Origin of the sequence: Flaviflexus ciconiae, from assembly GCF_003971195.1 — a bacterium.
In the GTDB taxonomy this organism is placed as follows: Bacteria; Actinomycetota; Actinomycetes; order Actinomycetales; family Actinomycetaceae; genus Flaviflexus; species Flaviflexus ciconiae.
The window spans coordinates 1,289,058-1,305,844 of the sequence record NZ_CP034593.1; the positions used below are offsets into that span (position 1 = coordinate 1,289,058).

A 16,787-nucleotide genomic window follows, 5' to 3' on the forward strand; every position below is an offset into this window, starting at 1 on the left:
ACGGAGAAGCGCCCGGGAGAGATGCCTTGTGGCTCCCTTCCCGGGCGCTATCTACGACGTCTGAGCGAGCTTCCTTCGTGAACCTGTGGATGCATTCTCGACGTGAGGTTCACTCCTCAAGGCGGCCCTAATTAGTGGGCGAAGTGTCTGGTTCCGGTGAAGTACATGGGGACCCCGGCCTCGTTGGCGGCCGCGATCACTTCTTCATCGCGGATGGATCCGCCGGGCTGGACAACGGCCTGCACGCCAGCATCAAGAAGAACTTCGAGACCATCAGCAAAGGGGAAGAAGGCGTCGGAAGCGGCGACGGAACCGCGTGCCCGCTCCTCGCTCCCGCCGGTGCCGGACTGGGCGCCGCCCGCCGAATCGACGTCGGATTCCACGGCCACACCCAGCGTGTTGGCGCGCTCGACTGCGAGGCGGCAGGAATCAACGCGATTGACCTGACCCATACCAACACCAACCGACGCTCCGTCCTTGACGAGAAGAACGGCGTTGGAGCGGACGGAACGAACCGTGCGCCACGCGAACTCAAGATCCGCGAGGGTAAGCCCATCCGCTTCCGGGCCAGCAACGTGCGACCATCCCTCAACCCTGTCGCCCGGCTGGTCGACGAGATCGCGGGACTGGACCAGGTAGCCGCCCGAAATCTGGGTGATATCCTGGGTTTCATCGTTCTGCGTGAGCTTGAGGATCCGCAGGTTCTTCTTCGTTTGAAGAAGCTCAAGAGCATCGTCGTCGTAGTCGGGTGCAGCAATGACCTCGGTGAAGATCGGCTTCACCTGCTCAGCCATCGCCTTCGTCACGGTGCGGTTCGCGGCAATGACACCGCCGTAGGCGGAGACGGGATCGCAGGCGTGCGCGGTTGCGTGAGCAACCGCAATGTCGTCGGCGGTCGCGATACCGCAGGGGTTGGTGTGCTTGATGATCGCAACGGCAGGGCCCTCGTGATCGTAGGCGGCTCGGACTGCCGCGTCGGTGTCGCGATAGTTGTTGTAGCTCATCTCCTTGCCACCAAGCTGCTCAGCGTTGGCGACACCGCCCTTGCCGGTGGCGGAGATCCAGGCGGACTGGTGCGGGTTTTCGCCGTAGCGGAGCGTCGCCGTCTTGGGCAGGGCAACGCCGACGTAGTCGTCGGTGGTCAGTTCCGACATCCAGTTCGCAACCGCAGCATCATATGCCGCGGTGTGGGCGAAGGCCTTGGCTGCCAGCACCCGGCGCTCCTCGGGAGTGAAGCCGCCGCGATCGAGTGCGGCAATCGCATCGGCGTACTGATTGGGGGACGTCAGGACAGCGACGGAGGCGTGGTTCTTGGCTGCGGCGCGGACCATGGCGGGGCCGCCGATGTCGATCTGTTCGATGCATTCCTCGGTGGTGGCACCGGAGGCCAAGGTTTCTTCGAAGGGGTACAGGTTGGCTACGACGATATCGATCGGCTCAATGGAAAGCTCCGACATCTGTTCCACATGTTCGGGCTTGGTGCGATCGGCCAGGATGCCGCCGTGAATGATCGGGTGCAGGGTTTTGACCCGGCCCTCGAAGCATTCGGGGAAGCCCGTCACGTCACTAGCTTCGGAGACGGCGATGCCGGCCTCTCGGATCACGCGGGCGGTGGCGCCGGTGGAAACGATGTCGATGCCGGCGCTACTGATTGCTTTGGCCAGGTCGACGATGCCGGCCTTGTCGAAAACGGAAATGAGTGCGCGAGTCATGGTTCTCCTCATGGACGTTCTACCGCTATGCCCAGGCGTGCGACGCGGTAGTCGCGGCTACTCCCCGATGGTCATCCATCTTTCTCGCCAGTTGCAGCCGAGACGAGTCTAGCGGATCGACTTCCTCCGTGAAGCGAGGATTAGGCCCGTCCCACTTGCCAGAAGGATCGCGGAGATACCAAACAGGTACTCGGTTTCAATACCCGTGTAGGGAAGCTCCTCGGCACCATCATCGGCGTCGGTTTCCGTGTCGAAGATACCGCGATCAATAAGGTCGTTCGTGGCCCTGGAAATCAGGGAGCTCAGATTGCTGGTCGGCTTGCCCGTGATGATGATATCGCGCGCAGCATCATCGAAGTTCCCGTGCGAGTCAAAGACGGTGTAGACGATCCGGTAGGTGCACGGATATCCGTGCGGACATTCGACCGGGTTGAACCAGTCGCCCCAGCCGGTGATTTCGGCAACCAGGTCGAAATCGACGTCGTCAACGATCTGTAGGCCACGGAGCAGGTCCGCTTCCGTCAGATCATCACGGGATACCGCGGTGATCGGTGCAATTGGGGAAATCACGGGCGACTGCTGCACCGGAGGCGTCGTCGGGAAAATCGGGCCCGGGTCAACCGGGGTTGTCGGATCCACGGTCGGCTCTTCGGTCGGTTCATCCGTGGGATCATCCGTGGGCTCGTCCGTGGGGTCATCCGTGGGTTCCTCGGTGGGATCATCCGTGGGCTCGTCCGTCGGTTCCTCGGTCGGTTCATCCGTGGGATCATCCGTCGGTTCCTCGGTGGGATCATCCGTGGGCTCGTCCGTCGGTTCCTCGGTCGGTTCATCCGTGGGAGTCACCGTGGGTTCATCGGTCGGCGCGGTCGTCACATCATCGGACGGAGCCTTCGTCGGATCCTCGGTGGGTTCCTCTGTGACATTGACAGTCGGACTGATGGTCTCAGGATAAGAGGGTATGTCAGCGGCAACAGCCGTCGCGCCGACGAAAAGTCCAGAGGTCACGAGAGCCGCTCCACACGCGGTTCCCCTTACCCAATGACGCATCAGATCTCCATCCGTTGAGGCTATGGCTATTTAAGCACGAGGTTTTGCGGCATGACCAAAGTCATAACGTATTGCACATTCTTCTATTCGACAGGAATCGAGAGCCCAGGCTGTCCGTTTAACGTACCGGGATCATCTGCGGGGCTGTTAAGGATCGCTCGGCGACCCGAGATCCGCCAACCGTCCCGCACCATCGCACCAACCGTTTGAACAAGCTGAGCACGCTCGGCAACCTTGATCCGTTCGAGAAGGGTCTCTTCCGTGTCACCGTCGAGTACGGGAACTGCGCACTGGGCAAGGATCTGGCCGGTGTCCATGCCGTCATCAACAATGAACAGTGTCGCCCCGGCAATCTTCACTCCGTAGGCCAAAGCGTCGGCCGGACCGTGAATACCGGGAAAAGCGGGAAGGAGCGAGTTGTGGGTGTTAATGATCCGCCCGGGGAAGGCCGCCAGCGTCGCGCTTCCCAGCATCTTCAAGAATCCTGCAGAGACAACCAGATCCGGCTGCGCTTCCGAAAGTCTGGCGGCCAGGGCCCGGTCCCATTCGTTCCGCTCAGCGTAGTCGGAGACCTTCAGAACGGCGGTGTCGATCCCCACGTCCTTTGCGATCTCCACTCCCCCGCAACCATCCCGGTCGGCGACAACGAGAACAACATTGGCCCCGTAGGCAGGGTCCTCGCACGCCTCCATGAGCGCCGCAAGATTCGACCCGCCGCCCGAGATTAGAACGGCAAGGCGCGCCCGGTTAGTCATTCTTCTTTCCTTCAGCATCCGGGGCCGTACGAGCGGTGATCGCAGTGATTGCGGTCGACGTGTCATCGACCGTCACCGACGGGCTCTCTCCCCCATTGTCTTCCATGGTGTCCCCCTCGTCGGTCACCACCAGCTTTGTCTCACTACCCGTCTCATCGTGATGATTGCCCTGACCATTGCCACGAGTGACCGGCGCACTCACGCTGCCACCGTTTTGCACATCGTCGGTGTCATGAGCATTCTGAGCAACAACGGACTGCTTAGAGTCAGCGGCCTTGGCGCGGATCGTGCTGGCCTTGTCTTTCGCCATCCCCAAAACCTCGCGATACTTCGCGACCGAGGTGCGGTGAGCCAGGATCATGCCGAGAAGGAACGGCACGCCGAGGATCAGGGCTCCCATGCCAGCGGCGATTGCCGGCTCGGCACCCGTTTCGCTCATGCGTTCCGGGCCGATGGAACCCCGGGAGGCCAGGGCAAGGAAGGAGCACCCAAGCGCCACAATACCCACCTGGATTGCGCCCGTCAGGGCGGCTTCTCCAAGGGCCGGGAAGGCCCTCGCCTGCCGCATGCCCACAAAAAGTAAAACGAGTACGACGATCGCAAGGATGAACGGGGCACCATCCCCCGGCTGCGGCAGGGCGCCAAAGAGCGGGATCGCTGGAAGCGGTGCCGACTCAACGCCTAGTACAGAGAATGAGCTCCCGGTGCCAATGGAGAAGCCTGCGCCAACAAGGTAGGCCAGTGTCCAGAGAATAAAGGTCGGTAGGTATGAGAGCTGGAAGACCCAGAGCATGACGTTCGAGTGCCATTCCAGGATGTAGTAGCTGTTGATCGTGACGATCTGCGACCACCCGGCGATAACTGCGGCAACGAAGACGAGCGTGGCAAGAATGAGTCCGACGGCAAGGGCGCGCCGCCCGAGCATGAGTCCGTCGTATATGGCTCTGCCGGCCGGTGTTGTGAAGAAGCCGGTCCCGAGCCAGTCGGTGCGGTTCTTGGACGTGAGGACGGCAAGGAAAGCCATCGTCGCGGCGCCAATGCAGGCCTGCCACCAGCTTGTTCCGGTCGGGGTGATTTGCCCAAGAACCGCGGGGACCGCGGCGGAGGCTGCTATAAGAACCAGAATGTCGATCCAGTCGCGCACCGGCAACTTCCTGACAAACCCCACGAAAGCTACGAAAGTGAGAAGAGTGATGAGGAGCGGCGGCAGGGAGATTGCGACGCCGTCAAAGTGCAGGGAGCCGCCGAAGGCCGTAAGCCACCAGCCGGTTGTGATTCCCGCGACGTCCTGCCAGGACGTGGTACCGAGCGCCGGTGAATCCGCCATAACCGTGTATGCGAAGATGCCAAGCACGACAACGATGGCCCACCCGTAGAGGATGGGCTGAATCGCTGCGAACGCGAGGCGAATCGGGCTAGTACGAGCATCGGCTTTCATCGCTTCCATAATTCCAGTGATTGCGCGCCGCTTCGATTAACAACTCACCATCTCATTCATGAGAGGACTCTCATCAACCCTTCCTCCCCTCCTCATTCACACCCCCTTTAATGGATAATAGAAAACGAGTTAAAGGAGAAACCGTGTCACGAAAGCTGTGGATCGCCACCGGAACCCTCGGTGCGATTGGGGTCGTCGCCGCCACCAATATGGTGGGCGCAGATGCGACGGTCGTGGAAACACCCGCGGTATACATCGCCCCGGAGAAGGCGGCCGACGCCGAAGCGAACACCTCAGCTGATCACACGGCGGAAGCCACGTCCGACAGCGCCGACATCGACACGATCTCGGTCACGGCGGTCTCCGCGACCACGCCCGAGCCCGCACCGGCACCGGCGACCTCCGGCTCGACCGCCACGAAGTCCGCTCCAGCACCGGTCCAGCAGGCACCCGCCCAGCCCGCTCCGGTCGCTAACGCACCCGTCCAGCAGGTTGCTCCGTCCACCCAGTACTCGGCCGACTCCGGCTACTCCGCCGTCAGCGCATACTCGGCAGTATCCGCTGAATCAGCCGACTAAGGTCCGCCTAGCTCAGTGCCCGGAAGCGTTTCGCCTCCGGGCATTTGCTTTCCCCACGAGAAGTACCTTGCAGGCGGTGCGTAACTCCCGGTTCTCGTGGTAGGCCGAAGGCGGTGCAGAGTTGGTCTCCGCACCGCCCTCGATAGCGTTATCTGGTGAGTGCCCGATTCTCGGTAAAACCGATCGGTCACTCCCGCCGGCTACGTGCCCTGGAGGATGCTCCTCGCGAGGTTAGCTGTCTCGGTCGGGGTCTTGCCGACGGAGACGCCGACGGCCTCGAGGGCTTCCTTCTTGGCCTGCGCGGTTCCGGCAGAGCCGGAAACGATGGCACCCGCGTGGCCCATCGTCTTACCCTCGGGAGCGGTGAAGCCTGCCACGTAGCCGACGACGGGCTTCGTCACGTTTGCCTTGATGAACTCGGCTGCGCGCTCTTCGGCGTCGCCACCGATCTCACCGATCATGACGATCAGCTCGGTCTCGGGGTCAGCCTCGAATGCTTCGAGAGCATCGATGTGGGTCGTGCCGACGATCGGGTCGCCACCGATGCCGATGCAGGTAGAGAACCCAACATCGGAAAGCTCGTACATCATCTGGTAGGTGAGGGTGCCCGACTTGGAGACGAGGCCGATCTTGCCGGTGCCGGTGATGTTCGCCGGGGTAATACCAACGTTGGACTGGCCGGGGGTGATAATGCCAGGGCAGTTCGGGCCAATCAGCTGAACGCCCTTCTGCTCCGCGTAGGCGCGGAACTCGGCAGTGTCGGCGACGGGGACGCCCTCGGTGATGATGACAACGAGTCGCATCCCAGCATCGATGGCCTCGATGACTGCGGACTTCGTGAATGCCGGGGGCACGAAGATGACGGAGACATCGGCTCCGGTCGTCTCCTTCGCGTCGGCAACGGTTCCGAAAACCGGGACCGAAACCTGGCCCGCTACCGCGCCGCCGGGGCCTACGGGAACAACATCGAAATCGACCGTCTGGCCGGCCTTCCTCGGGTTCGTTCCACCAACGATCTGGGTGCCTGAACCCAGCATGCGAGCGGTGTGCTTGCGTCCTTCAGAGCCAGTGATGCCCTGGACGATGACCTTGGAGTTCTTGTCGAGAAAAATAGACATGCCTTAACTTCCTTACGCCGCGAGCTCCGCAGCCTTCGCGGCTGCTCCGTCCATCGTGTCCATGATCGTCACGAGGGGGTGTGCCGCCTCTTCGAGGATCCGGCGTCCTTCCTCAACGTTGTTGCCGTCCAGGCGCACAACGATCGGCTTCGTAGCCGTGTCACCGAGGATTGCGAGAGCCTGGACGATGCCGTTGGCAACCTCGTCGCAGGCCGTGATTCCGCCGAAGACGTTGACGAACACGGAACGGACCTCGGGATCGCCAAGGATGACGTCGAGGCCGTTGGACATGACCTCGGCGGAGGCGCCGCCACCGATGTCGAGGAAGTTAGCGGGGCCAACCCGGTACTGCTCGCCCGCGTAGGCGACAACGTCAAGGGTCGACATGACGAGTCCGGCACCGTTACCGATGATGCCGACCTGACCTCCTTCAAGCTTCACGTAGTTGAGGCCCTTTTCCTTGGCCTTGGCCTCGAGGGGATTCTCTGCCGACTTGTCGACAAGCTCTTCGTGATCGGGGTGACGGAAGCCCGCGTTGTCGTCGAGGGAAACCTTGCCGTCAAGAGCAATGATCTTGCCATCGGGCGACTTGACAAGGGGGTTCACCTCGACGAGCGTGGCATCCTCTTCGACGTAGACCTTCCAGAGGTCGAGGATCACGGGAACGATCTTCTCAGCGTCCTCAGCATCAAAGCCAGCCTGGTTCACGATGTCGCGGGCGACCTCTTCGGTGATGCCAACGGTCGGGTCAACGGGCACCTTGGCGAGTGCATCGGGACGCTCGACAGCCAGCTGCTCGATCTCCATGCCGCCTTCCTTCGAGCACATAGCAAGGTAGCGGCGCTCGGAACGGTCGAGGAGAACGGAGAAATAGTATTCCTCAGCAATATCGGCGCCCTCGGCGATCATGACGCGATGCACGGTGTGGCCCTTGATGTCCATGCCGAGGATCTGGGAGCCGGCTTCTTCCACCTCCTCCGGTGTGCGTGCCAGTTTGACGCCGCCGGCCTTACCTCGGCCGCCGGTCTTCACCTGCGCCTTCACGACGAACAGGCTGCTGTTGAGTTCTTCTGCTGCTTGACGAGCTTCCAGAGGAGTTGTAGCTACACGACCAGCAAGCACGGGCACCCCGTGCTTGGCAAAGAGGTCGCGAGCCTGGTACTCGAAGAGGTCCACGGAGGAGGTCCTTCCCATTGTGTCACGGTGTCTCGACTTCGAGACATCAGCTCAAGGATAGCAAGGGACCGGCCTTTCTGTGACCTGATTCCCAGTTTATTCCACGAACGAACGGAAAGCTCCGTCAACCGTCTCCGCGAAGAGGTACATTCCCTCAATATTTGGGTGCGTCTGGTCCGCCTGAAGCATCTGCGGCTGGGCCGAAACTGCGGCGTGCCAGTCGGCAACCGCAACGTTCGGGTACTCGCTCGCAATCTCACGAATATAGTCGTTCGACGCATCGATAAACGTGGACAGTCCGTAGATCGTCACGATGACAATCATCCGGTCCGGCCCAAGCAGCTCGATGGTTTGACGAACAACATCCGGGTCGGGGATGCCGGCATTCGTACCGAAGTCCAGGATGACAGCACGGCGGATCGTGCCATCGGCGAGGCCCTGCTCAACGAGAGCGGGAGCCTGATGCCACTGCCGGTTGGACTTCGCAATGAAGTTGATTCCGGGGAACTGGACCTCGAGACCATCGGCAGAGGTCACGATCAGGGAATCACCAATCGCGGTGATCTCATCACCGGTCGGCATGGTCCAATCCCCCTCGGGAGTCTGGCCGCCATTTCCGTTATCGGGATCTTCCGAGCCTTCGGATTCACCCGGGTTCTCGGAACCGTCAGGATCCTCGGATCCATCCGGATTGTCCGTGCCATCCGGGCTCTGCGAAGCATCCGGGTTCTCAGATCTCTCGGGTTATCGGAGCCTGGGTTATCGGTGCCGGGAGCATCGGGGTTGTTGACGTTTTCGGAGCCCTCTCCCCCGTTTGCATCTTCGGGTCCCGCCGGGTCTCCGGACGGATCGGGGGCGGTGTTGTTTTGCTCCTCGAAGCGCTTCTCGTTCTCCTCGATCTCGAGCTGGACGGAGGACTTCTCGGGGCGCTGGCGACGGCGATTCCGGTTCCCGCGACCATGATGGCGCCGGCAACGGTTAGGCCCACGGCGGCCGGGCTCCTCGTGGCGATGTGGTTGACGGCGATCGAGATGGTTTCCTTGAAGCCGTTCTTGCGGATCGGGGTTTCGATGTAGTGGTAGGAGAACTCGCAGATACCGAAGGTCACAGCAACGGCGAGAGCGGAGCGAATCCAGAACTCGGTCGTGCCGGGGGCGGCGGGCCATAGCAGAGAAGCCATGACGAGGATCGGCCAGTGCCACAGGTAGATCGCGTAAGAACGCGTGCCGACCCACCGCGATACTCGGTTGTCGGAGATCTTGGCAAGCCGTGAGCCGGGGGCGAGCATGGCGGCGATAAGTGCGACGGTGCAGATCGAGGCGAGGAGGATGCCGCCGCGGTAGGCGATCATCGACTGGTCTTCGAGCACGAGGAGCAAAGTCATGAGGCCCACGAAGCCGGCGATGCCGACGATCTGGCTGTAGCGCTGCCATGTTCCCACCATCCACGTGCCGCTCGGTGGTGCCCACGAGAAGGCGAGGGCAATGCCGAGCGTCAGGCCAAAGAGGTGGGTGTCGGTGCCGTAGTAGACGCGCGTGAGGTTCATCGGGTCCGCCATGATCGCCATGAGCAGTGCCGAAACTCCCGCCAGGCCAAGGGCTAGCCCCACGCGGGTCTGCCAGGTGCGGATCATCATGATGATGAGGATGAAGAGCGGTGGCCACAGCAGATAGAACTGTTCTTCAACGGCAAGCGACCAGAAGTTCTTAAACAGCAGCGGCGATGTTTGGTCGAAGTAGGACGAGCCGTGGGCAATCTCCAGCCAGTTGGAGGAGAACGTGAGGGCACCGAGAACCTGCCTGCCGATCCCCACCAGCAAGTCCCGGTTGATCAGGGCGGCCGCGGGTACAACGGTGACGACAAGGAAGATCAGGGCGGGTAAGAGCCGCCGGGCTCGGCGGGTCCAGAATCCCTTGAGATCAACTTTCTTGGTTTTCCTGACCTCGCGGAGCAGGAGCGTGGTGATGAGGAAGCCGGAGACAACGAAGAACACGTCGACACCGAGGAAACCACCGGGCAGGGCTCCGGGGGTGATGTGGTAGATGACGACGGCGATAACAGCGAGTGCTCGCAGGCCGTCAAGGCCGCCGATAATGCCCCCGGGTCGGCCATCGGGTGGCGGCCTCGCCGCCTCCTTGGTGCAGATGTTTCTGCGGTGCTCATGATCACCTCTTTCCGGATTCTGTCCGCCACTTTAGTAGCGAACTGCCAGCGCGTCGCACTGTACTCGCCGAACCTCATGAAGTACCAGACCGGCGGCGATGTGCAGGATTAACGCCAACTGCTATCAACGGAAAACAAGGAAGATCATGCAGGCAGGATGTCTGATGGTCCCTGGGATAGCGCATGTCCTGCGACGCGCTGAACCGCGATGGGACCGGTGGGACGAGAGGACCCCGGGGCTCGTCCACCTTTCGGTGTCATAGCTCCCGGGGCCATCACGCGTGTGGGCTATTCCGGCAGGGTAAGCGGCGCCATGGAAAGCATGAGTCGCTTTGTTTTCTTTCCGTCGAAGTCGACCTTGGCGACGCGGTTGGAGCCGGTGCCTTCCAGACCGACAACCGTGCCGGGGCCGAAGGAGCGGTGGATCACGGTGTCGCCGATCTTGAGGGAAGCGAGGGCGCCGAGGCTCTCCTCTTCCTTCTGGGCACGTTCGGCGCGGGCCTTCTTGGCCTCTTCCGCGGCGGCCGCGCGTTCAGCTTCCAGTTCGGCCTTGCGCGCCTCGAACTTTGCGAGATCTTCCGGCGTCAGGGAATCCTGGGGCCGGGTCGATGGCTTCTTGCGTTTCGGTCCACCATCGAGCCGCCCGGGCTTGACCTTGCCGATGGGGGCGGGAGCGTAGGAGGACGATCCGAAGTCGGGATCCGAGTAGCGGGAGCCACCGGAGTAGCTGGACGACGTGGATCGGCGAAGCACGTCACCCGCGGAGTGCTCTCTGCGCCAATCGACGAGTTCATCGGGGATTTCGTCGAGGAACCGGGACGGCGGCAACTCCTGGGGCGCACCCCACTGGCTGCGGACTGCGGCGCGCGTGATGTAAAGGGTTTCGCGGGCACGGGTCAGCGCCACGTACGCGAGACGCCTCTCTTCGGATAGTTCGAAGGGATCGGCAAGCGATCTCATGTGGGGGAAGGTGCCGTCCTCGAGGCCGGTGACGAACACGGTCGGGAATTCAAGACCCTTGGCGGTGTGCACGGTCATGAGGGTCACTTCGCCGTCGTTTTGCGCATCTTCATCGGGTAGCTGGTCCGAGTCGGAGACGAGAGCAACGTGTTCGAGGAAGTCGCCGAGCGTGGCCTCGGGATTCGTCGTGCGGAACTCGGCTGCGACCGAATGGAGTTCGGCCAGGTTATCGACCCTTGCCTCGTCCTGCGGGTCATCGGAGTTGCGTAGCTCCTCCATGTATCCCGTCTTCGCCATAAGCTCGTCGAGGGTATCAGCGGGCGCCGCTCCCTCTTCCGAAGCGGCGCGTGCCTCTTCCAGGACGGTGCGGAAATCGACAATCGTCTTCTCGGCACGTGGCGTGAGGCCGGGGACTGCACCGCGCGGGGATTCGGGGTTGCCGACGTCGGCAATTGCGCCGCCGAACGACATCCCATGCATTTGGGCGTGTGCCGCAACAGCATCTTCGGCCTTGGCTCCGAGCCCGCGGCGCGGGGTGTTAAAGATCCTTCGCATCGCCACCGTGTCATCGGGGTTGGCGATGACCTGAAGGTAGGCGAGGGCGTCCTTGATTTCCTTGCGTTCGTAGAAGCGGGTGCCGCCGATCAGCTTGTACGGGATCCCCGCGCGGATCAGCATCTCTTCCAGGGCACGGGACTGTGCATTGGCGCGGTAGAAGACCGCAATATCGGACCACTTGCGCTTGCCGGACTTGTGCATGGCCTCGAGCTCTTCAATGAGGAAGCGTGCCTCGTCGTGCTCCGAGTCGGCAACGTAGCCGATGACCTTGTCGCCCTCCCCCTGGTCCGTCCACAGCCTCTTGGCCCGGCGGTTCGGGTTGTTGGAAATAACGGCGTTCGCGGCGGTCAGGATGTTCTGGGTAGACCGATAGTTCTGTTCAAGCAGAATCGAGGTGGCTGCCGGATAGTCCTCTTCGAAGGACTCGATGTTACGAATCGTGGCGCCACGGAACGCATAGATCGACTGGTCGGCGTCACCCACGACGGTAAGTTCGCCAGCATCCGGCCCGGTACCGGTAAGGATCTTGATGAGAACGTACTGGGCGTGGTTCGTGTCCTGGTACTCGTCAACGAGAATGTGGCGGAACCTGCGCTGGTAGTGCTCGGTAATGGCGGGATGGGCCTGGAGCAGGTTGACGGTCGTCATGATGATGTCGTCGAAGTCCAGAGCGTTCGCCGACTTCAACCGGCTCTGGTAGCCCCGATACGCCGCGGCAACCGTCACGTCCGCCTCGTCGTTCAGGCTCCGTGCGAAGTCATCCGGGTCGACAAGTTCGTTCTTCAGGTCCGAGATCCTGCGTAGCAGGCTCTTCGGGGTGGCCACGCGGGAGTCGATGCCCTCTTCTCGGCAGACCTGGTTCATGAGACGCAGGGAGTCGGCCGAGTCGTAGATCGTGAACGTCGACCTCATGTCCAGAGCTTCGTGCTCGGCACGAAGAATGCGCACGCAGGCCGAGTGGAAGGTCGAGATCCACATGCGGTGCGCAACCGGGCCGAGGAGAGATTGGAGCCGCTCCTTCATTTCCTTCGCGGCCTTGTTCGTGAACGTGATGGCGAGAATCTCACCGGGGCGAGCCCGGCCCGTTTCCACGAGGTGCGCGATGCGGTGCGTGAGCACCCGCGTCTTACCGGAACCGGCACCGGCGATCACCAGGAGCGGACCGCCGGAGTGAATGACGGCGGCCTTCTGCTGCGGATTGAGGCCCTCAATGAGGCGATCCGCCGCGTCTGCGGATCCTGATGGCGCAGGAGCGTACCCGCCAGGAGCTCCACCTGCCCGAGCAGGCGCCCCACCCGCGGGAGCGGTGGGGGTAGCTGGTTTTTGTGCGGCGGCTTGGGCCGCTACCTTTTGGCGGAGCCGTTCAAGGGCGGAAATCGGTTCGGGAGTCATAGATCTTTCGGGTTATCGCAAACGGGTTCGGACTACCTCGGGCGAGGACTGGTTACCTCAGACGAGGACGGCAATGGCTACGTTAACGACAACGAGCCCGGCAATGCCGCCAAAGAAGCCAGCGGACAGCTTCTCGTCGCGGCGCTCACCCCAAATAGCGAGGCCGGAGACGACGAGGGCCACAACTAGCTTAATGCCGATCTTCATGTGGTTGACGTCGCCGTCACCCATCTCGATCACACCAACAAGCAGGAGGCCGGAAAGAAGTGCACCGAGTGCGCCGTGGAGCAGGCCCTTCGGCATTTCCTTCGTTTTAAGAGCGGACAGGGCGTAACCGAAAACGAGTGCCCAGGAAAGCAGGTGAACGATGAGAAGAAGTGAACGCACGATATCCATGCCTGCCAGCCTAACGCCTGCCCCGGACCTCCTCGACCTCCGCTCCAGTGCTTCGCCGGAGAGAATACCCACACCGAAGGGTGGACTGAGTTCAGGTAAAGCGTGGGCCGAGTCCGCACCATGCAAGAACCAAGCTCAGGCCAAGCAAGAACCGCGTTCAGACCAAGTGGGAACAGAGTGTGGCCCAAGCCGGAACAGAGTGCAGGCCAGGCGAGAACAGAGTTCAGCTGGGGAGACGACCGCATACCGGTCAGTGAAAACCGGGTCGTCGCCGGGCGCGAGTTGATCGTCTCCCCAATTAACTGGGCGTGAGCCAATGCCGCTCCCAGAGACACATGCGAGGGCTCCAAAGCCGGAAAGTACGTGGCTCGCTAGAGACGAAAGACGCGCGGCCGAAGCCGCGCGTCTCAGTCAGTTTTGGTGCCTTGTCGGCTAGCCGTGGGTCTTAGACCCGGGCTCCATTGTTCCGGCGTCCTTCGGCCATGATGGTCGAGCCCATGAGGAGCATCCAGACACCGACGCCGATCGCGAACAGCGCGACGCCGTATGCGAGGACGGAGGTGAAGAGCGAGGAGCGGAGGAACGAGGCGTTCATGAGCGTGGTGCGCTGAGCACTGTACGCATCGGCAGCTTCCTGATCGCCAGCCTCCTCAGCCTCGGAGGCGAGGGTGCCAAGCGTGGCGTAGGTTTCGCCGTCGGAGATGGCGAGGGCGTGCTTCTTGATGACCTCTGCCTGCGCGAATGCGGAGATCGGGCCGGAGACCTGGTTGCCAGCAGCGAACGATGCGTCAGACGAGACCGTGATGTTCTCTTCCTTCAGCTGGCTCGTAACCATGAACCATGCGGTTGCACCAGTGGCAACGAAAAGGATGCCGAAGACCAGAGTGACGATTCCGGTGATCTTCCCAAGCTTAGTTGTCATTACTTCCTCCTTTGGGCAACTGTTGCGCTACCCGCCTGTCGAGCTGGCCGTTGCCTGCCCTGTTGACTACAAATTTATGGCCCGCGAAAAATTCGGACAAGTATACATTTGTTACCTCACGCCAGCGTTGCGGAAAACTGGCGGGATCTCGGTAACAATTCGTAACCCCTCGTGTCCGTCATCACCCTTTTGACCCAATTGTCATAAATATTTATTCGCTGAACTGGGACAATCTGGGCATGAATCTTTATATTTTTCGAATATATACAGCCGAAGCCGGGCGGACAAAAGTCCTAAAAAATGGAGTAGTTTTGAGCGAATCAGGGGAAAAGAGCCATTCCACAGTCTGGAATGGCTCTAAACGGGGAACTCCGATCGGACTCTCACTCGAGGGCGGCGCTCTCCAAGGACGGCGCCGCTCCTCACGTGCGAGAGTGTTTCCCACGTGCGAGAGGGTTTCCCACGTGCGGGAGTGCTTCTCGCACAGTTAAAGCGGTGAGGCCCGCTATCCGCGGGCCTCACTGGCTAACTACTCCCACTCGATGGTGCCCGGGGGCTTCGAGGTCACGTCGACAACAACGCGGTTGATCTCCTCCACGCTGTTGGTGATTCGGTTCGAGATCTTTGCGATCACGTCGTAGGGCAACCTGGACCAGTCCGCGGTCATGGCATCCTCGGACGTGACGGGGCGGAGCACGATCGGGTGACCGTACGTGCGACCATCACCCTGGACACCGACGGAACGAACACCGGCAAGCAGAACGACGGGGCACTGCCAGATCTCAGAGTCGAGTCCGGCCGCGGTGAGTTCTTCGCGGACAATGAAGTCGGCGCGGCGCAGAATGTCGAGACGTTCGCGGGTGACCTCGCCGATGATGCGGATGCCGAGGCCGGGGCCCGGGAAGGGCTGACGACCAACGATGGCTTCGGGAATGCCAAGCTCGCGGCCAACGGCACGGACCTCATCCTTGAACAGTTCGCGTAGCGGCTCGCACAGCTCGAACTCAAGATCGTCCGGCAGGCCGCCAACGTTGTGGTGCGACTTGATGTTCGCGGCGCCATCTCCTCCGCCGGACTCGACAACGTCCGGGTACAGGGTGCCCTGAACGAGGAACTTAACCCCACCCTCTTCTTCGGAGACCAGGCGGGTGGCCCGCTCGAAGGAACGAATGAACTCGCGGCCAATCGTCTTACGCTTCTCTTCCGGATCGGTGACACCGATAAGAGCATCGAGGAAGACCGCGGAGTCGTCGACCGTAATGAGTTTGACGCCGATTGCGGTCACGAAGTCGCGCTCCACCTGCTCGCGTTCACCCTGGCGGAGCAGGCCGTGATCCACAAACACGCAGGTCAGCTGATCGCCAACAGCCTTGTGGACGAGGGCTGCGGCCACGGCGGAGTCAACGCCGCCCGACAGGCCACAAATAACCTTCGCATCACCGATCTGGGCTTTGATCCGGGCAACCTGCTCATCAATGATCGAACCGGTTGACCAGGTGGCATGAAGGCCCGCACCCTCACCGAGGAAGCGCTCGAGGAGCTCCTGACCGCCGGGGGTGTGCCGGACCTCGGGATGCCATTGGACGCCGTAGAGCTTGCGCTCGCGGTCTTCGAAGGCAGCGACGGGGGCACCTGCGGAGGTCGCGGTGACCGTGAAGCCCTCGGGGCTTCGGAGACCGCGTCTCCGTGGCTCATCCACACGGACTGGTCCGGACCGTCGCCGAGGAGGCCGCCGGTGACCTCAATATCGGTGTGACCGTATTCGCGTTCGCCCGTCTTGTCGACGGTGCCGCCGAGAGCGTTCGCCATGGACTGGAAGCCGTAGCAAATGCCGAGCACGGGAACGCCGGCATTGAGTAGCTGGGGGTCGAGGGCGGGCGCGCCCTCTTCGTAGACGGAGGACGGACCCCCGGAAAGGATGAGGGCGGCCGGGTTCTTGTCGAGGAGCTTCTGAGTATCGATCGAGTGCGGCACGATCTCCGAGTAGTAGCCCGCTTCCCGGACCCTGCGGGCAATGAGCTGCGCATACTGTGCGCCGTTGTCGACGACGTAGACGGTCTGCTGTTCCATGTTCTCCTACCTTTCGCGCTCTGACTTGAGGCGCGAGATCTGTGCGCGGCGCAGGGCCCTGCCCTCCACCGCATCGAGGGCACCCGGAAGGTCCTCTCGGTACCAGGTTGCTGCCTTCCGCTCGAGAACGAACGACAGAACCGGGACAACACCTGCGATTATGAGGTAAATCATACGGCTAAAGCTCCACCTCATGACCGACCAGAGGTTGAACACGGCAAGCACGTATACGACGTAGATCATGCCGTGCACGATCGCGACCCAGGTGCCGATGACGGGCTCGTGGTTGCCGTTCACGTCGACGAGGTATTTGAGGACCATCTCCACCACGAGAAGCAGGAGCCAGAAGCCGGTCACGTACGCCATGACCTTGTAGAACAGGAGGGCAATTGCTGATTTCTTCTCGGCTCCCTCCCTCGCCAATCGAGCTTGCTCACGCTCTTCACGCGTCGGTTCGGGCAATGCTGAGGCCACGTCATCTTCCTTTACTGATCGCAGGATC

14 protein-coding genes, 1 pseudogene and 1 riboswitch are annotated in these 16,787 nt (G+C 61.8%); of the genes and pseudogenes, 2 read left to right on the forward strand and 13 right to left on the reverse strand.

Annotation, left to right across the window (positions count from 1 at the left end; all coding sequences use genetic code 11):
* Positions 1 to 131 precede the first annotated feature (131 nt).
* The 4 genes from purH to EJ997_RS05795 form a co-directional block, all read right to left on the reverse strand.
* Positions 132 to 1,712, reverse strand: coding sequence for a bifunctional phosphoribosylaminoimidazolecarboxamide formyltransferase/IMP cyclohydrolase (purH, locus tag EJ997_RS05780; RefSeq protein ID WP_265936844.1), 1,581 nt, complete (start codon positions 1,710 to 1,712; stop codon positions 132 to 134).
* 22 nt (positions 1,713 to 1,734) lie between these two features.
* Positions 1,735 to 1,817: riboswitch (ZMP/ZTP riboswitch) on the reverse strand.
* 3 nt (positions 1,818 to 1,820) lie between these two features.
* Complete coding sequence (locus tag EJ997_RS05785) at positions 1,821 to 2,717, reverse strand: LPXTG cell wall anchor domain-containing protein (RefSeq protein WP_126703723.1); 897 nt, start codon at positions 2,715 to 2,717, stop codon at positions 1,821 to 1,823.
* Positions 2,718 to 2,842: 125 nt separating this feature from the next.
* On the reverse strand, positions 2,843 to 3,514 hold the full coding sequence (gene purN / locus EJ997_RS05790; RefSeq protein ID WP_126703724.1) for a phosphoribosylglycinamide formyltransferase: 672 nt from the start codon (positions 3,512 to 3,514) through the stop codon (positions 2,843 to 2,845).
* Positions 3,507 to 4,961 carry a cell division protein PerM gene (locus EJ997_RS05795; protein WP_126703725.1) on the reverse strand — a complete coding sequence of 485 codons (1,455 nt, stop codon included), beginning with the start codon at positions 4,959 to 4,961 and terminating at the stop codon, positions 3,507 to 3,509. The genes purN and EJ997_RS05795 overlap by 8 nt, the downstream gene beginning before the upstream one ends.
* Positions 4,962 to 5,095: 134 nt before the next feature.
* Here EJ997_RS05795 and EJ997_RS05800 point away from each other — a divergent pair, with 134 nt between their 5' ends.
* Positions 5,096 to 5,530 carry a hypothetical protein gene (locus tag EJ997_RS05800; protein ID WP_126703726.1) on the forward strand — a complete coding sequence of 145 codons (435 nt, stop codon included), beginning with the start codon at positions 5,096 to 5,098 and terminating at the stop codon, positions 5,528 to 5,530.
* Positions 5,531 to 5,730: 200 nt separating this feature from the next.
* Here the strand turns inward: EJ997_RS05800 and sucD are convergent, their stop codons facing one another.
* The 4 genes from sucD to EJ997_RS05820 form a co-directional block, all read right to left on the reverse strand.
* Positions 5,731 to 6,648 carry a succinate--CoA ligase subunit alpha gene (gene sucD, locus EJ997_RS05805; RefSeq protein WP_126703727.1) on the reverse strand — a complete coding sequence of 306 codons (918 nt, stop codon included), beginning with the start codon at positions 6,646 to 6,648 and terminating at the stop codon, positions 5,731 to 5,733.
* Positions 6,649 to 6,660: 12 nt separating this feature from the next.
* Entirely contained in the window at positions 6,661 to 7,824 is a 1,164-nt protein-coding gene (gene sucC, locus EJ997_RS05810; RefSeq protein WP_126703728.1) for an ADP-forming succinate--CoA ligase subunit beta, read from the reverse strand.
* A 96-nt stretch (positions 7,825 to 7,920) separates the two neighbouring features.
* Positions 7,921 to 8,406 carry an SGNH/GDSL hydrolase family protein gene (locus EJ997_RS05815; protein ID WP_126703729.1) on the reverse strand — a complete coding sequence of 162 codons (486 nt, stop codon included), beginning with the start codon at positions 8,404 to 8,406 and terminating at the stop codon, positions 7,921 to 7,923.
* 148 nt (positions 8,407 to 8,554) lie between these two features.
* On the reverse strand, positions 8,555 to 9,970 hold the full coding sequence (locus EJ997_RS05820) for an acyltransferase family protein (RefSeq protein WP_126703730.1): 1,416 nt from the start codon (positions 9,968 to 9,970) through the stop codon (positions 8,555 to 8,557).
* Between EJ997_RS05820 and EJ997_RS05825 the strand changes: the two genes are divergently transcribed.
* Positions 9,860 to 10,099, forward strand: coding sequence for a hypothetical protein (locus tag EJ997_RS05825; protein WP_126703731.1), 240 nt, complete (start codon positions 9,860 to 9,862; stop codon positions 10,097 to 10,099). The two genes, EJ997_RS05820 and EJ997_RS05825, sit on opposite strands and share 111 nt — an antisense overlap.
* A 176-nt stretch (positions 10,100 to 10,275) precedes the next feature.
* Here EJ997_RS05825 and EJ997_RS05830 read toward each other — a convergent pair whose 3' ends face one another.
* The 5 genes and pseudogenes from EJ997_RS05830 to EJ997_RS05850 all read right to left on the reverse strand — a co-directional run bounded on the left by EJ997_RS05830 (position 10,276) and on the right by EJ997_RS05850 (position 16,759).
* Positions 10,276 to 12,897, reverse strand: a complete 2,622-nt coding sequence (locus tag EJ997_RS05830; protein ID WP_126703732.1) for a UvrD-helicase domain-containing protein — start codon at positions 12,895 to 12,897, stop codon at positions 10,276 to 10,278.
* Positions 12,898 to 12,954: 57 nt separating this feature from the next.
* Positions 12,955 to 13,293 carry a hypothetical protein gene (locus EJ997_RS05835; RefSeq protein ID WP_126703733.1) on the reverse strand — a complete coding sequence of 113 codons (339 nt, stop codon included), beginning with the start codon at positions 13,291 to 13,293 and terminating at the stop codon, positions 12,955 to 12,957.
* A 445-nt stretch (positions 13,294 to 13,738) separates the two neighbouring features.
* Complete coding sequence (locus tag EJ997_RS05840; protein WP_126703734.1) at positions 13,739 to 14,215, reverse strand: aromatic ring-opening dioxygenase LigA; 477 nt, start codon at positions 14,213 to 14,215, stop codon at positions 13,739 to 13,741.
* A gap of 529 nt (positions 14,216 to 14,744) precedes the next feature.
* Positions 14,745 to 16,285, reverse strand: a pseudogene (guaA, locus tag EJ997_RS05845) (glutamine-hydrolyzing GMP synthase).
* 6 nt (positions 16,286 to 16,291) lie between these two features.
* Positions 16,292 to 16,759, reverse strand: coding sequence for a DUF3817 domain-containing protein (locus EJ997_RS05850; RefSeq protein ID WP_206501857.1), 468 nt, complete (start codon positions 16,757 to 16,759; stop codon positions 16,292 to 16,294).
* Between the last annotated feature and the right edge of the window lie 28 nt (positions 16,760 to 16,787).

Coding starts and splice junctions, on each gene's coding strand:
- EJ997_RS05840 (WP_126703734.1), bottom strand. CDS start 14,215: ATGACAACTAAGCTTGGGAAGATCACCGGAATCGTCACTCTGGTCTTC.
- purN (WP_126703724.1), bottom strand. CDS start 3,514: ATGACTAACCGGGCGCGCCTTGCCGTTCTAATCTCGGGCGGCGGGTCG.
- EJ997_RS05830 (WP_126703732.1), bottom strand. CDS start 12,897: ATGACTCCCGAACCGATTTCCGCCCTTGAACGGCTCCGCCAAAAGGTA.
- purH (WP_265936844.1), bottom strand. CDS start 1,712: ATGACTCGCGCACTCATTTCCGTTTTCGACAAGGCCGGCATCGTCGAC.
- EJ997_RS05835 (WP_126703733.1), bottom strand. CDS start 13,293: ATGGATATCGTGCGTTCACTTCTTCTCATCGTTCACCTGCTTTCCTGG.
- EJ997_RS05815 (WP_126703729.1), bottom strand. CDS start 8,406: ATGCCGACCGGTGATGAGATCACCGCGATTGGTGATTCCCTGATCGTG.
- EJ997_RS05795 (WP_126703725.1), bottom strand. CDS start 4,961: ATGGAAGCGATGAAAGCCGATGCTCGTACTAGCCCGATTCGCCTCGCG.
- sucD (WP_126703727.1), bottom strand. CDS start 6,648: ATGTCTATTTTTCTCGACAAGAACTCCAAGGTCATCGTCCAGGGCATC.